The sequence below is a fragment of the Streptomyces sp. NBC_00078 genome (assembly GCF_026343335.1).
Lineage (GTDB): Bacteria > Actinomycetota > Actinomycetes > Streptomycetales > Streptomycetaceae > Streptomyces.
This window is the reverse complement of sequence record NZ_JAPELX010000001.1, coordinates 5750000-5768039: the sequence shown is the minus strand read 5'-3', so window position 1 is coordinate 5768039 and position 18040 is coordinate 5750000. Positions and strand designations below refer to the sequence as shown.

At 68.9% G+C, this 18040-nt stretch carries 17 protein-coding genes and 1 pseudogene; 11 read left to right on the top strand and 7 right to left on the bottom strand.

All coding sequences use genetic code 11. The annotated features are described in order from the left end of the window. The first annotated feature begins 14 nt into the window (after positions 1-14). The 7 genes from sdhA (at position 15) to OOK07_RS27120 (ending at position 5525) form a co-directional block, all read left to right on the top strand. On the top strand, positions 15-1769 hold the full coding sequence (gene sdhA / locus OOK07_RS27150; RefSeq protein ID WP_266520025.1) for a succinate dehydrogenase flavoprotein subunit: 1755 nt from the start codon (positions 15-17) through the stop codon (positions 1767-1769). Further along, the gene (locus OOK07_RS27145; RefSeq protein ID WP_266684066.1) at positions 1769-2548 is read left to right on the top strand and encodes a succinate dehydrogenase iron-sulfur subunit; all 780 of its coding nucleotides are present in this window, start codon (positions 1769-1771) and stop codon (positions 2546-2548) included. The genes sdhA and OOK07_RS27145 overlap by 1 nt, the downstream gene beginning before the upstream one ends. Before the next feature lie 137 nt (positions 2549-2685). Beyond that, positions 2686-3096 carry a VOC family protein gene (locus OOK07_RS27140; protein ID WP_266684065.1) on the top strand — a complete coding sequence of 137 codons (411 nt, stop codon included), beginning with the start codon at positions 2686-2688 and terminating at the stop codon, positions 3094-3096. 94 nt (positions 3097-3190) lie between these two features. Then, positions 3191-3586 carry a hypothetical protein gene (locus tag OOK07_RS27135; protein ID WP_266684064.1) on the top strand — a complete coding sequence of 132 codons (396 nt, stop codon included), beginning with the start codon at positions 3191-3193 and terminating at the stop codon, positions 3584-3586. A 5-nt stretch (positions 3587-3591) separates the two neighbouring features. Then, complete coding sequence (locus OOK07_RS27130) at positions 3592-4068, top strand: thiol-disulfide oxidoreductase DCC family protein (RefSeq protein WP_266799027.1); 477 nt, start codon at positions 3592-3594, stop codon at positions 4066-4068. Between the two features lie 11 nt (positions 4069-4079). Further along, positions 4080-4826, top strand: coding sequence for a TetR/AcrR family transcriptional regulator (locus tag OOK07_RS27125; RefSeq protein ID WP_266799025.1), 747 nt, complete (start codon positions 4080-4082; stop codon positions 4824-4826). 90 nt (positions 4827-4916) lie between these two features. Further along, on the top strand, positions 4917-5525 hold the full coding sequence (locus OOK07_RS27120; RefSeq protein WP_266799023.1) for a Uma2 family endonuclease: 609 nt from the start codon (positions 4917-4919) through the stop codon (positions 5523-5525). On the opposite strand, the gene OOK07_RS27115 is transcribed toward OOK07_RS27120, so the two are convergent. Then, the gene (locus tag OOK07_RS27115; protein WP_266802031.1) at positions 5518-7926 is read right to left on the bottom strand and encodes an MMPL family transporter; all 2409 of its coding nucleotides are present in this window, start codon (positions 7924-7926) and stop codon (positions 5518-5520) included. The two genes, OOK07_RS27120 and OOK07_RS27115, sit on opposite strands and share 8 nt — an antisense overlap. Positions 7927-8093: 167 nt before the next feature. Here OOK07_RS27115 and OOK07_RS27110 point away from each other — a divergent pair, with 167 nt between their 5' ends. Together OOK07_RS27110 and OOK07_RS27105 are read left to right on the top strand one after the other, a co-directional pair. Then, positions 8094-8783 carry a response regulator transcription factor gene (locus OOK07_RS27110; RefSeq protein WP_266799021.1) on the top strand — a complete coding sequence of 230 codons (690 nt, stop codon included), beginning with the start codon at positions 8094-8096 and terminating at the stop codon, positions 8781-8783. Then, positions 8780-10249 (top strand): sensor histidine kinase, encoded by a 1470-nt coding sequence (locus OOK07_RS27105; protein WP_266799019.1) that lies wholly within the window; start codon positions 8780-8782, stop codon positions 10247-10249. The genes OOK07_RS27110 and OOK07_RS27105 overlap by 4 nt, the downstream gene beginning before the upstream one ends. Before the next feature lie 15 nt (positions 10250-10264). On the opposite strand, the pseudogene OOK07_RS27100 reads toward OOK07_RS27105, so the two are convergent. From OOK07_RS27100 to OOK07_RS27085, 4 genes and pseudogenes are all read right to left on the bottom strand, one after another. Further along, positions 10265-10665, bottom strand: a pseudogene (locus OOK07_RS27100) (ATP-binding protein). Between the two features lie 94 nt (positions 10666-10759). Then, entirely contained in the window at positions 10760-12316 is a 1557-nt protein-coding gene (locus tag OOK07_RS27095) for an ABC transporter substrate-binding protein (protein ID WP_266799017.1), read from the bottom strand. Between the two features lie 204 nt (positions 12317-12520). Then, positions 12521-13825, bottom strand: a complete 1305-nt coding sequence (locus OOK07_RS27090; RefSeq protein ID WP_266799015.1) for a metallophosphoesterase — start codon at positions 13823-13825, stop codon at positions 12521-12523. A gap of 50 nt (positions 13826-13875) precedes the next feature. Beyond that, positions 13876-14082 carry an SCO4848 family membrane protein gene (locus OOK07_RS27085; RefSeq protein ID WP_323182988.1) on the bottom strand — a complete coding sequence of 69 codons (207 nt, stop codon included), beginning with the start codon at positions 14080-14082 and terminating at the stop codon, positions 13876-13878. A gap of 63 nt (positions 14083-14145) precedes the next feature. Between OOK07_RS27085 and OOK07_RS27080 the strand changes: the two genes are divergently transcribed. Beyond that, entirely contained in the window at positions 14146-14388 is a 243-nt protein-coding gene (locus tag OOK07_RS27080; RefSeq protein WP_266799013.1) for an SCO4848 family membrane protein, read from the top strand. 80 nt (positions 14389-14468) lie between these two features. Here OOK07_RS27080 and OOK07_RS27075 read toward each other — a convergent pair whose 3' ends face one another. Then, on the bottom strand, positions 14469-15143 hold the full coding sequence (locus OOK07_RS27075; protein WP_266799011.1) for a recombination directionality factor: 675 nt from the start codon (positions 15141-15143) through the stop codon (positions 14469-14471). Beyond that, a complete protein-coding gene (locus OOK07_RS27070; protein ID WP_323182987.1) occupies positions 15133-16584 on the bottom strand; it encodes a replication initiator in 1452 nt (483 codons plus the stop codon). The genes OOK07_RS27075 and OOK07_RS27070 overlap by 11 nt, the downstream gene beginning before the upstream one ends. Before the next feature lie 240 nt (positions 16585-16824). Between OOK07_RS27070 and OOK07_RS27065 the strand changes: the two genes are divergently transcribed. Continuing rightward, positions 16825-17628 carry a GntR family transcriptional regulator gene (locus OOK07_RS27065; RefSeq protein WP_266799009.1) on the top strand — a complete coding sequence of 268 codons (804 nt, stop codon included), beginning with the start codon at positions 16825-16827 and terminating at the stop codon, positions 17626-17628. Positions 17629-18040: the final 412 nt, after the last annotated feature.

Genomic DNA, 18040 nt, shown 5'->3' with positions numbered 1-18040 from the left:
GGGCTGCGAGAATCATGAAGATCCACAAGTACGACACAGTCATCGTCGGCGCCGGTGGCGCGGGCATGCGCGCCGCCATCGAGTCGACGAAGCGCAGCCGCACCGCGGTGCTGACCAAGCTCTACCCCACCCGCTCCCACACGGGCGCCGCGCAGGGCGGCATGGCCGCCGCGCTGGCCAACGTGGAGGAGGACAACTGGGAGTGGCACACCTTCGACACGATCAAGGGCGGTGACTACCTGGTCGACCAGGACGCCGCCGAGATCCTGGCGAAGGAGGCCATCGACTCGGTCCTCGACCTGGAGAAGATGGGCCTGCCGTTCAACCGGACGCCCGACGGGACGATCGACCAGCGCCGCTTCGGCGGTCACAGCCGTAACCACGGTGAGGCCCCCGTACGCCGCTCCTGCTACGCGGCCGACCGCACCGGCCACATGATCCTCCAGACGCTGTACCAGAACTGCGTCAAGGAGGGCGTGGAGTTCTACAACGAGTTCTACGTCCTCGACCAGCTGATCACCGAGGTCGACGGCGTGAAGCGCTCGGCCGGTGTCGTGGCGTACGAGCTGGCGACCGGCGAGATCCATGTCTTCCAGGCGAAGGCCGTGATCTACGCGTCCGGCGGCTGCGGCAAGTTCTTCAAGGTGACGTCCAACGCGCACACGCTGACCGGTGACGGCCAGGCCGCCGTCTACCGTCGCGGGCTGCCGCTGGAGGACATGGAGTTCTTCCAGTTCCACCCGACCGGCATCTGGCGCATGGGAATCCTGCTGACGGAGGGCGCCCGTGGTGAGGGCGGCATCCTCCGCAACAAGGACGGCGAGCGCTTCATGGAGAAGTACGCGCCGGTGATGAAGGACCTCGCGTCGCGAGACGTGGTGTCGAGGTCCATCTACACGGAGATCCGTGAGGGCCGCGGCTGCGGTCCCGAGGGCGACCACGTCTACCTCGACCTCACGCACCTCCCGCCGGAGCAGCTGGACGCCAAGCTCCCGGACATCACGGAGTTCGCGCGCACGTACCTCGGTATCGAGCCCTACACGGACCCGATCCCGATCCAGCCCACCGCGCACTACGCCATGGGCGGCATCCCGACGAACGTCGAGGGGGAGGTCCTGACGGACAACACGACGGTCGTCCCGGGCCTGTACGCGGCCGGCGAGGTCGCCTGCGTCTCGGTGCACGGCGCGAACCGTCTGGGCACGAACTCGCTCCTGGACATCAACGTGTTCGGCCGCCGGGCCGGCATCGCCGCGGCGGAGTACAGCCAGAAGGCGGACTTCGTCGAGCTCCCGGAGAACCCGGCGGAGCTGGTGGTCGGCCAGGTGGAGGCGCTGCGCTCCTCCACGGGCACCGAGCGCGTGGCGGTCCTGCGCCGCGAGCTGCAGGAGACCATGGACGCGAACGTCATGGTGTTCCGCACCGAGCAGACGATCAAGACCGCGGTCGAGAAGATCGCCGAGCTGCGCGAGCGCTACAAGAACGTCTCGATCCAGGACAAGGGCAAGCGGTTCAACACCGACCTGCTGGAGGCCGTCGAGCTGGGCAACCTGCTCGACCTGGCCGAGGTCATGGCGGTGTCGGCCCTGGCCCGCAAGGAGTCCCGCGGCGGTCACTACCGCGAGGACTACCCGAACCGAGACGACGTCAACTTCATGCGCCACACCATGGCGTACCGCGAGGTGGGCGACGACGGCACCGAGTCCATCCGTCTCGACTACAAGCCGGTCGTCCAGACCCGCTACCAGCCGATGGAGCGTAAGTACTGATGGCAACCCCCGTTCTGGACAAGGCGGACGCGGCCGGCGAGCCCGAGCCCGGTTTCGCCGACTCCCCGTACATCACGGTCACCGTTCGCGTCCGCCGCTTCAACTCCGAGGTCTCGGCGGAGGCCGCCTGGGAAGACTTCCAGCTGGAGATCGACCCCAAGGAGCGCGTCCTCGACGCCCTCCACAAGATCAAGTGGGACATCGACGGCACCCTGACCTTCCGCCGCTCCTGCGCGCACGGCATCTGCGGCTCGGACGCGATGAGGATCAACGGCAAGAACCGGCTTGCCTGCAAGACCCTCATCAAGGACCTCAACCCCGAGAAGCCGATCACGGTCGAGCCCATCAAGGGCCTGACGGTCCTGAAGGACCTGGTCGTCGACATGGACCCGTTCTTCCAGGCGTACCGCGACGTCATGCCCTTCCTCATCACGAAGGACACGAACGAGCCGACACGTGAGCGTCTGCAGACGGCCGAGGACCGCGAGCGCTTCGACGACACGACGAAGTGCATCCTCTGCGCCGCCTGCACGTCCTCGTGCCCGGTCTTCTGGAACGACGGCCAGTACTTCGGCCCGGCCGCCATCGTCAACGCGCACCGCTTCATCTTCGACTCGCGCGACGAAGCCGGCGAGCAGCGCCTGGAGATCCTCAACGACCGTGACGGCGTGTGGCGTTGCCGCACGACCTTCAACTGCACGGACGCCTGCCCGCGCGGCATCGAGGTCACGAAGGCGATCCAGGAGGTGAAGCGAGCGCTCATCACGCGCCGCTTCTGATCTCCGTTCTCGTACGATTCGCCGTTCTGCCACGGTGATGTGAGCCCCGTCCCCGGTTTCGTACCGGGGACGGGGCTCACTCGCGTCCGCACCACTGAATCACCGGTTCCGGCCGCCTTCCCACCTATTCTGACGGTATGTCAGATGACCAGTCGTACGAACTGCTCGGATTCGACAACGTCCTGCTGCCCGTCGGGGACCTCGGCACGGCGGTCGACTTCTTCGAGCGCGCCGGGTTCGCGGTGGGCTTTCGGTTCGACGAGGCCGGGATCGCGCTGCTGAAGGTCGGGGGCGAGACGCCCGGGATCCTGCTGCGCCAGGAGGAGGGGCTGGGGCATCGGCCACCGCCGTGGCCCTCACCGCGCCTGTGGGTCGAGGTGGCCGACGCGCGGGCGGCGGCCCGCGCGCTCGCCGCGGTGGGCATCGCACCCCTGGACGAGCCCTTCTCCGTGGCCACCGGCTGGACCGTCGAGATCGCCGACCCATGGGGGAACGTCATCGGATTCACCGACTACAGCAAGCGCCCGGAGCTGGGCCGCCGCCCCTGACGCCATCGAGGCCCTCTCCAGCTTGGACGCGTTCAAAAACAGGTCTACAGTCATCCCTGTCAGCGTTTTGAACGCGTTCAAGAAGAGGTGGGGCATGGACCGCACGGTCGTCGCCTACGTCATATACCTGCTGGTCAGCATCGCGCTGACCATCTGGGTGGCCCGCACGCTCAGCCGCAACGGGCGGATCTTCCTCGCCGACGTGCTGCAGGGGAACGAGAAGCTCGCCGAGGCCGTCAACCACCTCCTGGTGGTCGGCTTCTACCTCGTGAACCTCGGCTTCGTCGCCCTCTACCTGAGCGGCGACGAGACCATCGAGGACACCCGCCAGATCTTCGAGGCCCTGTCGACCAAGCTCGGCGTGGTGCTGCTGGTGCTCGGCGTGATGCACCTGGGCAACGTGTACGTCCTCAACCGGATCCGGCGACGTGGGCTGATGGAGCGGGAGCAGGTGCCCCCGGTCGCGCCGCAGGACTGGGTCGGGGCGTGAGGGACATGAGCACCCCCACGGCGGACCGGGCCCCGGTCCGCCGGCTCACCCTCCTGTACGACGCCGAGTGCTCGCTGTGCACCTTCCTGCGCGACTGGCTCGTACGACAGCCCCAACTCGTGCCGTTGGAGCTCCTGCCCGCCGGATCGGAGCAGGCCCGGCGCCGCTTTCCGACGCTCGACCACCGCGCCACCCTCGACGACATCACCGTCGTCGGCGACGCGGGTCAGGTCTACCGCTCCGCCGCCGCCTGGATCGTCACCCTGTGGGCGCTGCGCGAACACCGGCCGCTCGCCCACCGGCTCAGCACACCGGCGAGGGCGAAGCTCGCCAAAGGGGCGGTGCTGGCTGCGGCGAAGTGGCGGGGCGCGCAGCGGGGCAGGCAGGTGTACCGCAGTGCGGACGGGTGGGCCTACGACCCGAGGCAGGGCTGGACGTACAGCGCACCCGGCTGTGACGGCAGCTCCTGCGTCACCCCGTAGGCTCTCCTTCCGTGCCTGCGAAGAACGACGGCCCCGACGGGGGCGGCAACCCGACCAAGTCCGAGCAGACCCGTGCGCTGATCCTGGAGACCGCGATGCGGCTGTTCCAGGAGCGGGGCTACGAGAAGACGACGATGCGGGCCATCGCCCAGGAGGCCGGGGTCTCCGTCGGCAACGCGTACTACTACTTCGCCGGCAAGGAACACCTGATCCAGGGCTTCTACGACCGGCTCGCCGCCGAGCACCGGGTGGCTATCCGGGAGGTCCTGGACCGGGAGACCGATCTGGAGGCGCGGCTCGCGGGCGTCCTGAAGGCGTGGTTGGACATCGCGACGCCGTACCACGAGTTCGCGGTGCAGTTCTTCAAGAACGCCGCCGATCCGGACAGCCCGCTCAGCCCCTTCTCCCCCGAGTCGGAGCACGCGCGCATGGAGGCGATCTCCGTCCACCGCGAGGTGCTGGCGGGGGCGACGAAGACCAAGGTTCCGGACGAACTCCGGGATGTCCTGCCCGAGTTGATGTGGCTCGCCCAGATGGGGCTGGTGCTGTACTGGATCTTCGACCGGACGGACGGGCGGGAGCGCAGCTACCGGCTGGCCGAGCGGGGGGCCCGGCTGACGGCTCGCGGTGTGTCGCTGGCCCGGTTCCGGGTGCTGCGGCCGCTGGTGCGCGAGGTGCACGAGCTGTTCACGGACTTCCTGCCTGGGATGACCAGGGTGTTGCCGGATCCGGGCGGCAGGGAGAAGCACGGCGAGTGATCACTTTCGGGTGAAGCGGTTCGAACGGGACACCTGGTCCTCCGCCTGCCTACGATGATGCTCTCGACACCAGCCCACAGGAGGCACGCGATGTCCGCAGCATCCGTCGAGCGGCCCCACGGCGACCGTCCGCTGATCGCGGAGGCGAACCGGCTCATGGAGCGGCTTCCGGGTTACCGCGTCGAGATCATCGGAGGCCAGATCCTCGTGACCCCGCCCCCGGACGGCCCTCATGGCGATGTCCTGACCGACCTCCTGCTGCTTTTCGCGAGCGCGGGTCTGCACGGAGTGGAGTCGAGGCTGATCCAGGGCCTGGGCCTCTGGCTGCCGACCGGCACCGAGGACTACTGCATCCCCGATCTCTCCCTGGTCGACGCCGATTACCAGGACCACCTCGCCGAGAACAACTGCTACGACCCCGTCTGTTTCCGCCTGGTCCTGGAGGTGACCTCCAGCAACTACCGCACCGACCTGCGCGACAAGGTCAAGGCGTACGCGAGCGGCAAGATCCCGGTCTACGTCATCGCCGACCGCAAGCACCAACGCCTCCACGTCCTCACCGGCCCCGCCGGGGACGACTACGAGAACCACCGCCCGTACTCTCCCGGCGAGACCGTCACACTGCCCGCGTCGATCGGCGCCGAGGTGACCCTCGACGTCGACCGGATCCTCAAGGCCGCGCGGCAGAAGGCTAATTGACCGCGTCCACCTCCCCTTCCGCCAGCTCCACGTCGTACACCTGCGGTCCGTCCGCCACCACGACGTGTGCCGCGCGGGAGCCGTAGGACGTCGCGGTCGTCGCCAGCAGATACGTCCCCGGAGCCGGCACCGACACGATGTACGAGCCGTCCGCCAGCGACGTCACCCGGTCCAGCTGGCGTCCGCCCTTCGACAGCAGCGTCACCGAGGCGCCGTCCACCGGCTCACCGTCGGCGGTGCGGATGAAGCCGTGGACCACCGAGGCAGGGCCCTCCGCGGCCGACGACGATGCCTCCGCGTCCTCCTTCGGCTCGACCGCCAGGTGCGGCAGCCGCTTCTCCAGCCACGCCGGCAGCCACCAGTTGGAGTCGCCGAGCAGATGCATCGCGGCCGGCACCAGAGCCGTACGGAGGATGAACGCGTCCAGGGCCACGGCGGCGGCCAAACCCACGCCCGCAGTCGCCGCCCCCGAGTCGCCGCTCAGGACGAACGCCAGGAACACGCAGACCATGATCAGGGCCGCGGAGTTGATGACCCGGCTGGTCTCCGCGAGGCCGACGCGCACCGCGCGCGCGTTGTCCCGCGTGTGCACCCACTCCTCGTGCATCCGGCTCACCAGGAACACCTGGTAGTCCATCGACAGCCCGAACAGCAACGACAGCATGATGACCGGCAGGAAGGCGTTGATCGGGCCCTCCTTGCCGAGGCCGAGCAGGTCCAGGCCCCAGCCCCACTGGAAGACCGCGACGAGGACGCCGAAGGAGGCGGCCGCGGCGATCAGGTTCATCAGGGCCGCCGTCAGCGGGACCACCAGGGAGCGGAAGGCGACCAGCAGGAGCAGGAACCCGAGGCCGATGATCGTCGCGACGAACAGGGGCAGGCGGTCGCCCGTGACCGACGCGAAGTCCTTCGAGACGGCTGTCACGCCGCCCACGTGCGCCTGCGCACCGGCCTGCGGGATCACGTCGTCCCGCAGCGTGTCGATCAGGTCGTCCGTCTCCTTGGACTGCGGTGACGTCTTCGGCACGACCTGGATGACCGTCACGCCCTTCGCGGGCGGCAGTGCGGCGACCCGGGCGACCCCCGGTGTCGACTGGATGCCCTTGACGAGGGTGGCGGTGTCGCCGCTCTCGGAGACCACCTGGAGCGGGCCGTTGAAGCCGGGCCCGAAGCCCTCGGCCAGCAGGTCGTAAGCCTTCCTGGTGGTCGTCGACGCGTCGTCGTTGCCCTGGTCGGTGGCGCCGAGGCGGAGTGACAGCACGGGGATGGCGAGGACGGCCATCACGACCAGGGCGAGGGCGGCGATCCTGCGGGGGCGCTTGTGCACATTCGACGACCAGCGTGCCGCCAGACCGCTCACCGTCTCCGGCTCGGGACCGCTGGCCGCGAGCCGGCGGCGTTGGCGGCGGCTGAGGACGCGTGGGCCGAGGAGGCCGAGCAGGGCCGGGAGCAGGGTGGTGGCCGCCAGCACGCTCAGCACGACCGTGACCGAGGTGCCGATGACCACGCCGTCCAGGAAGTGCAGTCGCGTCACGAGCATGCCGGCGAGTGCGATGCACACCGTGCCACCCGCGAACAGCACCGCCCGACCCGAGGTGTTGAGCGCCGTGACGGCCGCCTCCTCGGGGGCCATGCCGCGTTGGATGCCGCGCCGGTGCCGGGTGACGATGAACAGGGCGTAGTCGATGCCGACGCCGAGGCCGATCAGGGAGGCGAGCAGCGGGGCTATGTCGGGGATGTCGGTGGCGTGGCTGAGGAGTTGGGTGGAGAAGAGGCCCATGCCGACGCCGAAGACGGCGATGGCGATCGGCAGCAGCATCGCGAAGAGCGAGCCGAAGGCGAGGAACAGCACGACGGCCGCCGCGACGATGCCGACCATCTCCGACAGGCCCTGCGGCGGCTCCTGGACCCGCTGGATGGCCTGCCCGCCCGCCTCGACCTGCAGTCCGCCGCGTTCGGCGCCCTGCGCGGTGTCGATGACGTTCTGGACGAGGTCCTTGGGCACCTCGTTCGCGCGTTGGGTGAAGGTCAGCTGGGCGTACGCGATCCTGCCGTCGCCGCTGATCTGGGCCGCGCCCCGGGCTCCGGCGTAGGGGCTGGTCACCTCACCGACACCGGACATCTTCGCGATTCTGTCCAGGGCCGGCTGGATCCGGTCCTTCACCGCCCGGTCCCTCACCGAGCCGCCGTCGACCTTCCACACCACCGTGTCGGTGTCGCCCGAGGTGTTCGGGAAGGCCTTCTCCATCAGGTCGTACGCGCTCTTGGAGTCCGTGTCGGGGAGGGAGAACACGTTCGCGTAGTTCGTGCCCGCCGCGGAGGCCGAGAAGCCCAGCCCGAACAACGCCCCCACCCACAGCAACAGGACCACCAGCCGGTGCCGATAGCACCACCGTGCCAATGCCGCCACGTTCAACGCTCCTTTGTGGTTCGTCGGTTGGTCCCCCAGGTCCTGGGCAACAGGATTGGCGGCGGCACGCACGCGTGGACACGGGGCGCCCATGACTCTCAAGGAACTCCAAAGACCGATCCGGCCCGACTGTCAGTGGGCCGCCCGATACTGGGGGCATGACGACGGCTCCAGGCACCGTGCTGGTGGTGGAGGACGAACCGAGCATCGCGGACGTCCTCGCCATCGCCCTGCGCTACCACCGGTTCGAGGTGATGATCGCGGGCACCGTCCGCGAGGCCCTGGCGCTGGCCGAGCGCACCCGGCCGGACGCGGCGCTGCTCGACGTCATGCTCCCGGACGGGGACGGGCGGGCCCTGGGCCGCGAGCTGCGCGCGAAGCGGCCCGACCTGGCGCTGGTGTTCCTCACCGCCCGCGACTCGCCCGCGGAGGTGGTCGGCGCGCTCGGCTTCGGCGACGACTACATCACCAAGCCGTTCAACATCGACGAGGTCGTCGCCCGCGTCACCGCGGTCCTGCGGCGCACCCGCACGGCCGACGTCCTGCCGCAGCGGCCACCCCTGAGGTACGGCGACCTGGAGCTGGACGAGACGACGTACAGCGTCCACCGCGCGGGCCGCAGCGTCGAACTCACCCCCACCGAGTACGCCCTGCTGCGTTTCCTGGTGCGCAACGGCGGCCGGATCGTGCCCAAGGAGCAACTCCTGCGCCACGTCTGGCAGTACGAGCACACGCCGCCCGAGTCGACCGTGGTCGAGACGTACATCAGCTATCTGCGCCGCAAGCTGGACGCCCTGGGGCCACCGATGATCACCACGCGGCGCGGTGTGGGATACGGGCTGGCATGAGGACCCCACGCATCCGCTGCAAGCGTGGCGTGCACTCCCTGCGCGCCAAGCTGACCCTGGCGAACGTCGCCCTGCTCGCCCTCGGCATCGCGGCGACCACCGCCGTCAGCCTCATGGGCATGCGGTACTACCTGCTCGGGCAGGTCGACACCCAGCTGACCCGGATGCGTGACTCGCTGGGTCAGTCGCAGCTCACGATCCGGCAGATCGACTCGCTGAGCGCCCTGGCATTCGTCCGCGACCGGCTGGTCCCGGACGGCACGAACAAGGAGCGGTCGTCACCGGGCTCGATCTACACCGCCGTCGACCGCCACGGGGCTGCCGTCGGTCTTCTGGGCGTCAGGCCCACCGAGGCGCAGCTCGGCCTGGCCCACTCGGTCCACGACGCCAAGGCGCTCGCCCGGGACTCCGATCCGCACGACGTGACGGTGCACGGCGACTCGTACCGGGTCACCGCCGTGCGTCTGTCCGACGGCGAGTACGTCCTCATGGCCACCTCGACCGAGGCCCTGCACGCGGGCATGAGCAAGGCCCTCCGGCTCGATTTCGCCGTCGGCGGACTGCTGCTGGCGCTGCTGGCCTGTCTGACGCTGTTCAGTGTGCGCCGCCGGATGCTGCCGCTTGAGGACATGGTGGAGACGTCGTCGGCGATCGCCGAGGGCGACCTGACCCAGCGGATTCCCTCCAGCACCCATCCGACGCAGGAGGTCGAGCAGCTGCGCCTCGCCCTCAACTCCATGCTCCACCAGGTCGAGTCGGCGTACCGCACGCGCGAGCACAGCGCGGCCCAGCTGCGCCGCTTCGTCGCCGACGCCTCGCACGAGCTGCGCACCCCGCTGTCGGCGATACGCGGCTATCTCCAGCTGTACGACAGGGGCATGCTCAGCGATCCCGACGAGCGCAAGCGCGCCTGGGCGCGGGTGCTGGCGGAGACGGACCGGATGGGGCGGCTGGTGGACGAGCTGCTCACCCTGGCCCGGCTCGACCAGCAGCCCGAACTGCGCTTCAGGAACGTCGACCTGAGCCGCCTGGTACGGGACGCGGCCGAGGACCTGCGGGCGCAGCAGCCGGAGCGGCCGATCCTGGTGGACGCCGACGGCGCCCTGCTGGTGTACGCCGACGAGTCGGGGCTCAGACAGGTGCTGGGCAACCTGGTGGGCAACGTCCGCACGCACACGCCCGTGGACGCGCCGGTGCGGCTGGACGTGGAGCGGGAGAACGGTGTCGTCCGGGTATGCGTCGCGGACGAGGGTCCGGGGCTCCGCGGTGAGGACGCGGCGCGGATCTTCGACCGCTTCTTCCGGGCCGGCGGGGGCGCGGGCAGTGGGCTGGGTCTGGCGATCGTGCAGGGCGTGGTGCAGGCGCACGGCGGGGAGGTGGCGGTGCGCACCTCGCCGGGCGACGGTCTCGCGGTGACGGTCACACTGCCGGCCCGGCCCGCAGCAGGGTCGGCGCTCTCCCCGTAACTCCCCTTGCGTACCTCAGGTGTTGGCGATGACGAGCGCCCACACGGTCTTACCGTGGTGTCCTCTGCTCCACACTCCCCAGGCCGCCGCGACATGCTCCACCAGGTGCAGACCGCGGCCGGTCTCCTCCCCTCGCGGACCAGCCGCAGCCGGGGCTCCGACCGGCCCTCGTCCGACACCTCTATGAGACAGGAGCCGTCCGCGAGCGCCGTCACGGCCACCTCGAACTCCCGCTCCACCAGCGGACCGTGGCGTACGACGTTGGTCGCCGGCTCGGACACCAGCAGCACCGCGTCCGCCAGCGCGGGATCGTCCGGCCGGTGTCCCCAGTCGGACAGATGGTCCCGGACCCGGCGCCGGGCCAGACCGACGGAAGCCGGATGCCGGGGCAGCCGGAAGGAGTTGCGTCTCAACACGTTTACCCCTACCCCACACACACCTCCGTCACATCGTCCTGCGTGGAGTGAGCTTCGGCGTCACTCGGGCGGATGTCGATGCCGCGAGTTCGCGTCAGATCCAGTTGAGGCTCCAGAGCCGGAACACTCCGGTGCCGTCGTCGAGGTACTGGCCACCTCCGACGTCCTCGCTGGTGAGGACGTACTCCTTGCCCTGCCACAGCGGGATCACCGGCACATCGCGGGCGGCGTCGCGCTGCAGCGTGCTGAAGTCCGGGGCGGCGTCCTCACGGTCGGCGTACTGCCGGCTCAACTGGATCAGCCGGTCGACGCCCTTGTCGCTGTAACCGGTGTTCATGGTGGAGCCGGTGCCGACGAGCGGGGCACCGAAGGTGTCCGCGTCCGGGTAGTCGGCGACCCAGCCGACGGCGTAGGCGTCCAGCTTTCCGGAGGCCCAGCGCTCCTGGAAGGCGGTCCACTCGTAGCCCTTGAGAGTCACCTTGAACAGCCCGCCGGCCTCCAGCTGCTTCTTGAGTGCCGTGGCCTCCTCCTCGGAGGAACCGCGGTTCTTGGCGTAGCCGTAGGTGAAGCGGACGGGCGCCGTCACACCGGCCTCGGCGAGCAGGGCCTTCGCCCTCTTCACGTCCTGCCTGGGGTAGGCGTCGAAGAACGACGTGGTGTGGCCGGTGATGCCCGTCGGGATCAGCGAGTACAGCGGGGCGACGGTCCCCTCGTACACCGTGGCGGCCAGCTTCTCGCGGTTGACCAGCCAGGCCATGGCCTGGCGGACTCTGACGTCGTGCAGGGGCGAGTTCGCGCGGGTGTTGAGGTAGAGGTTGCGGGTCTCGGAGCTGTCGGACTCGGACAGACGCCGGCCGGGGTCGCTCGCCGAGAGCCCGGCCAGGACCCTGGGCGGCAGCCGGCGGGTGGCGACGTCGATCCGCTTCGCGTCCCAGGCCTTGCCGAGGGCGTCCGCGTCGACGTAGTAGAGCAGTTCGACAGGCCGGCCGGTGTCCTTGAGGGCGCCCTTGTAGTGCTCGTTCGGCGTGAGAACGGCCTTCTTGCCCTTCGCGTACGCCGTCAGCCCGTACGGTCCGGTGCCGTCCACCCCGACGTCGGTGCGCAGGCCGTCCTTCGGGTACTTGGTGCTGTCGACGATCGAGCCGGCCCCGGTGGCCACCTTGAACGGGAAGGTGGCGTCGGGCGAAGACAGGTGGAAGGTGACGGTCAGGCCGTTCGCGCTCACCGAGCGGAGCGTGCTGAACAGGGAGGACGGGCCGACGTCCGACTTGATCGCCTTGACCCGGTCGAAGGAGAACCTGACGTCCTCGGCGGTCATCGTGCGACCGCCGGGGAAGGTGAGCCCCGGCCTCAACCTGCAGCTGTACGTGGTCAGTTGACTGCCCCTGAAGCCGCAGCTCTCGGCCGCGTCGAGCACCGGCGAGGTGCCGCCCGGCTCGAAGGTCAGCAGCGACTGGAACACGTTGCTGAACAACGCCCAGGAGCCCGCGTCGTAGGCGCCGGCCGGATCGAGCGCCGTGACCTCGTCCGTCGTGCCGACCCGGATGGTCTTTCCGGTGTCCTCCTGCGACGGCAGCAGTTCCCAGCCGCCCACTCCCACGCCCGCCAGCACGAGCAGCGCAGCGAGAATCCGCATGCGAACCGAACGCATCGGTTGCCCTCCCCGGGCCCCATGGGCCCCGCCCCCACGTGCCACTCCCCTAGTGGCGCGGCTCACCTAATCACAGGAGTTTCAGCTGGGGGAAGAGGGATCCGTTCTCTTGAGACAGAAGTTACCGCAAGGGGTTTCCGGCAGATTTCACATCGCTCTCACAGAGTCCGCCGCGAACCGTTTCAGCCGAGGGCACGAATACGGTCACGCCTGCTTCGAGGCCAGTTCGATCACTGTGATGTCCGACGGCGCCCCCACGCGCGTGGGCGGTCCCCAGGCGCCCGCGCCCCGGCTGACGTACAACTGCGTGTCGCCGTAGCGCTCCAGGCCCGCGACGGTCGGATTCGCGGCCGCCGCGACGAAGTTTCCGGGCCAGAGCTGGCCGCCGTGGGTGTGGCCGGAGAGCTGGAGGTCGACGCCGTGCCTGACGGCGTCGTGGATCTGGACGGGCTGGTGGGCGAGGAGCACGCACGCGCGTGCCGTGTCCCGGCCGCCGAGCGCCTTGGTGAAGTCGGGGCCCTGGCCCTCGCTCTCGCCCGCGATGTCGTTGACGCCGGCGAGGTCGAACCACGGCAGCTCGGTACGGGCGTTCTCCAGGGGAAGCAGCCCCAGCCGCCGTACCTCCTCGACCCACTGCTCAGCGCCGGAGAAGTACTCGTGGTTGCCGGTGACGAAGTAGGAGGGCGCCTTCAACCGCGACAGCGGTGCCGCCGCCGGGCCCAGGTCCTTCACGCTGCCGTCCACCAGGTCACCGACGACCGCGACGATGTCCGGCTGGGTGGAGTTGATCGTGTCGACGACCTTCTGCGCGAAATCCCGGCCGAGGATCGGGCCCAGGTGGATGTCGCTGACCACCGCGATGCGGTAACCGTGCGCCGCGCGCGGGAGCTTGGCCAGCGGCACGGTGACGCGCTTCACCCTCGGGCCGCGCAGGACGCCGTACGTGCCATAGCCGACCGTCCCCACGGCGGCAGCGGCGGCGGCCCCCGCGACGACCCGGGAGACGAAGAGGCGACGCGAGGGCTCCGGGGCGGACTGCGGCCCGGACTCGGCCGTCTGCGCGGGCTCCCGCACGGTCCCAGCCGTCCGCGCGCTCTCCGGCCCGTTCCCGGCCGTCTGCCCGGACTCCGGCGCCTTCGGGGGCACGCGGTCCGCGGGCACCGGTTGCGCCTGCGGTGCGGCCGGTGTGGCGCGCGCCCGCCGCGCCGGCAGGCGGCGCAGCACCGGCCGTACGACCTCACCCGCCACCACGCCCAGCAGCAGGTAGACCGACAGCGCGAGCCACAGGAAGCCCGGCCAGGCCAGGACCTGCTGGAGCCAGAAGGGCGCGCCCGCGCGCTCGGTGACGACGGCTCCGACAGCGAGCAGCCAGCCGCCCGCGATCACCGCGGCACCCGTTCGACGGGCGGGGCCCGGCCCCTGGGTGGTGTCGCGGAACAGACGACGCCACAGGTACCAGTTGCCCGCGACGAGAACGCCCAGGGCCAGCACTCCGAAGACGATGACCACCGTGCTGTGCCCCCCCGTACGGGTTCTGTCGTTCTGTTCGGCTTTGTCGGTTACTGCGTCTGGCGCAAAGCGCGCAGTCCGCGCAACCCGATGCCGCCGATGACCGTCCCCAATACGAACGAGACGACAGCGAGCGTCAGGTGCACCCAGAAGTACGCCGTCGGGTGGCCGCCGTCGAACGCGAGGCCGCTGCCGTCCTTGACCAGGTTCTTGACGAAAGTGATCCATACGCAAGTACCCAGTACAACCCCGGCCAACGTCCGCAGCGACGCAGGTCACATACTGACAGGGCACGAACCTCACCGCCCGAAGGACAACCCATGAAGCTCACCCGCCCTGTCTCCTGGTTCCTCGCAGCGTTCGGCGTCTGGTCGTGGGTGATCTGGGTAACCTTCGTCAACAACCTGTTCAAGGATGCCAGCGGACTTGCCTTTGATGACGGCGAGCCTACGGCTTACCTGTGGGTGCACCTCACTCTTGCTGTCGTGTCCTTCCTTCTGGGCACCGCCATCGGCGTCATTGGCTTCCGGGGCGTTCGAGCGTCCCGTCGCTCTGAGGAGTAGGGACACAAACGAGCCCCGCCCGGATGGATCCCGGACGGGGCTGGATACCGATCTGACCGCAGTTGGCGAATACGTTCGGGCTACTTGGCGCGCGCCACCGGCATCGAGGAGAGGCGACGCTCAGCGACGTTGCCCACATCAGCAGCCACCGCTCTGATGGAAGGCGCAACACCCGCGACAACCTGGCCACTGCGCATCTTGAACTCAACAGGCTCCAGCGAGAGTTCACAGAGAGTTTTCACACTTCCCAGGGGAATACCGGCCTTGACAACATCGGCGGACTCCATGAATTCCCAGGAACTCGACCGAAATCCGAACTCGCCCAAGTCGGGAAGTTGCGCGACGCGAAAACGTATTTCCGTACTGGGCTGCGGACCGGTTCCCGCATTTGCATGACTCCTTCGCTCGTCCAGGGGCGCAGGGCATCCGCAGAAATCCCCCACCTTCTCGCGCGGCGACAAAAAGCGCACACCATCACAATGATGGAGTACGCCAGAGCGACCCCACATCAGCATTTCCGTGTTGAGCGACTCCACATCTTCAATAATTATTTCGATACGCTCGGCGGCCGTTAGCAGCTCCATTGAACATGAATCCGCACCCTTGCTTTCTCCGACTTCTCCACCAAATATACCCTCAAGCCGCTCAATGACACCGAGATGCGCGCTCGTAATTCGCCAACGTCTGAGACCTTCAGGACGATGACCCCGAAAACGACCGGCATGGAACCGCCCCGCACTTTCCCTAGGAGGCATATTTCCACCCCTCGGCGATCATGTCTCTTCTGATTTCGCGTAGGGTCGCCAGGTCTTCGGCTATGCCGTATGCGAAATCCGCCTCGGCCGGGGAGTGCCCGGAGCCGACATAGCGCCAGGCGGACTCAGTGACGGTGTCGCGCTCCTCCAGGGCGAGCAGGCCGCCCCCGCCCTGGTGGTCGGCCCGGACTGCGCGTAGTGCGCCGTATGTGGTGGAGTACTGGCGTGACTTGGTGAGCACGTGGCCCCGGTAGCCGAGTGTGTGAGCCCAGGCCCGCAGGTTCAGCGCGTCCAGTTCGGGCAGGCCGCCCAGGCGCCAGCAGGCGGTCATGAGGGCGCGCAGGTGGGCGTTCACCGGGGCCAGACGGATGCTGTCGAAGTCTTGTATGCGGTAGTCGATTCCGCCCGCATCGCCGACGCTCTTGGAGACGTATTTCGCGACGTAGGCCGCAACGGCGCTGTCGGTTACCGTCGAGGATTCGGTGAATGCGTCGCTGCGGATCACATGTACGTCGAGTTGTTCGCCCCACTTGAGGATCCGTTCACCGGTCGCCGGGGAATAGAGCGTGTGTACCTCTACCTTTGCGGCAGCCGACCCTACGGCGTCGGAGAGCATGTCGGTTGTCACCCAGGGGGGCGGAGGTGAGGAAGGGCCGTCGGGCCCGTCGAGCCGGATCACCGCGTGAAAGTGGATGGCTCCCCGCCGCTGGTATTCGGCGACTTTAGCGAAGGAGACTTTCAGGTGTTCACCCAGGCGGGTTTGGGTGATTCCTGCGGCCGTCGCCAAATGCCGCCTGAGCATGTGGCAATAGCGGTTCCACAGTGCGCCGGCACTTGAGTGCCATAGGACGTGTCCGGCGTAGTCGTAGCAGTCTGGGCACAGCGGCTGACCCACGACGGAATCCGTGTCCTCGTGCTTTTGACCGCAGCCCAGGGGCCGCCCGTGTTCGCAGACTCCGCCGCTCCGTCGAGGGCGGCAGAAGGCCCCGTCAGGGCCGCTCGCACGGTGCACCGCGCCGAACGAGGGAGCGGTGAGGGTGACGAAGAGCCGGGGGTGACGCCGGACGCCGTCCGTGACCCCCTTGCCGCCCGACAGGCCGGAGCGCACCAGCTGGAAGGTGTCGCCCGCATGCAGGTAGGAGCACGGCGCACAGCGCGTCTCACGGCGGTTGCGGCAGCGCACCGGCATCCGGCTACCGGGTTCCTCGCTGGTGTCGTAGTGCCGCAGCACCTCACCCGTCACGGCGTCACTGGTCGTGGTGTGCCCGGCGAGGTAGATCGGGTGAGCACACCCGCCAATGGATTTGATCTGCTCCAGCCAGCGCGGGAATCCCGGCTCATGGACGAGCCGGATCAAGTCACGCTCGGTAGGGGAGAGAAGGCGCAGCCGCTCAGCCGCATCAAGGACTGACCGTCGCGCTTCGGTCGACAGCGGATACACGGGAGGCCCCCTTTCGCGAGGGACAGGCACAGCGGTCACGACCCCACCCACCCAGCCACTCATCCGGATAAGTTGAGTGATCATCCTCGCTGGCCCTCACTGGAGGGTCAACCACTTATTCGGATGAGTGGCTAGGGGTGTGCGTATGAGAGGGCAACCACTTATCCTCATGAGTGCGCACGCGCCGGTACCACGGACCGCTGACCAGCAACGCGGACATCCACCAGAAGGACACGAGCCATGGCAGTCCGAGAGCACATCGAACGCCGTCCAGCCATGTACATGCAGGTAGCCCAGCGCGTGGCCGACGACATCCGGCGCGGCCGCTACCAGCCCGGCGAACTCCTGCCGTCCGAGGCTCAGATGGTGGAGATGTACGGCGTGGGCAAGGCCACCGCACGGGCCGCCGTCGCCGAGCTGCGCCACATGGGGCTGGCCGAGTCCCGGCAGGGCAAGGGCAGCATCGTGCTTGGCTCTGGCGCAGTGCTGCCCTCAACGAGCGTGGACCGATCCATCCAGCGCACCACGAAGGGGAGTTGGCGCCTGCCGGAGGTCACGGAGACGGAGGCGCCCGCCGTCAGCAGGACCACACTCGACGGACCGCCCGCACTCCTGTTGGGCCAGCAGGACCAGGACGCCATCAGTGTTGACCGCATGCTCTACGACCCTGCGACCGGAGCCCGGATGGCTCACCGTGTCCTGATCCCGATGGCCACCGCAGCCGAGGTGCCCTCACTCGCCGAGCAGCCCGACGCCGAAGTCAGCGACCTGTACCGGCAGCTTGCCGAGGCCGGAGTCACTCTGTCGTTCACCGAGCACGTCACCGCCCGCACCCCGTATCCGGACGAGCGCACCGCACTCGGAATCAGCGACGCCAACCCGCTCCTGATCACCTACCGCATCACCGCCGACGCCGACCAGGAGCGCCCGCTGTTGTGCGAGGAGCTGAAGGCACCCGCCGCCACGTGCCAGCTCACCTATCCCGTGACGCCGACGAAGCCAGCCGCCCAGCGCATCACCCGCCGCCGATCCCGATCGGAGTAACTTCTCTTTACTTGATCTAGGGCGCGGCCTTCGGCCGCGCCGGGCGGCTCTGGCCGCCTCGGCCGGGCGTGCGGCCTTCGGCCGGTCCCGTCCGGACGGCCAGCCGCCCGACACCACCAGCCCGCCCCGACCAAGCAGAGAAGCCCCCCGCCGAATCGTGGCGGGGGGCTCTGCCGTCTGTCTTGCCGCTCACCGGGGAGGTGAGCCGCACAAGGAGCGAGGCCCACACTCCCCCCATCGCGAGCCCCAACTCCGCCCGCTCACACGCCAGTTCACGAGGGACGCCAGCGCCGCTCACCGAGGCACACAGCGCCGTGACGAACATGGTTGCGGGCGGTGGTACCAGGGGCGCTATAGCGCACCCCTGGACCCCGCCCAGCGTGGCAACCTCACGCGCGAATGCGAGTCTCGT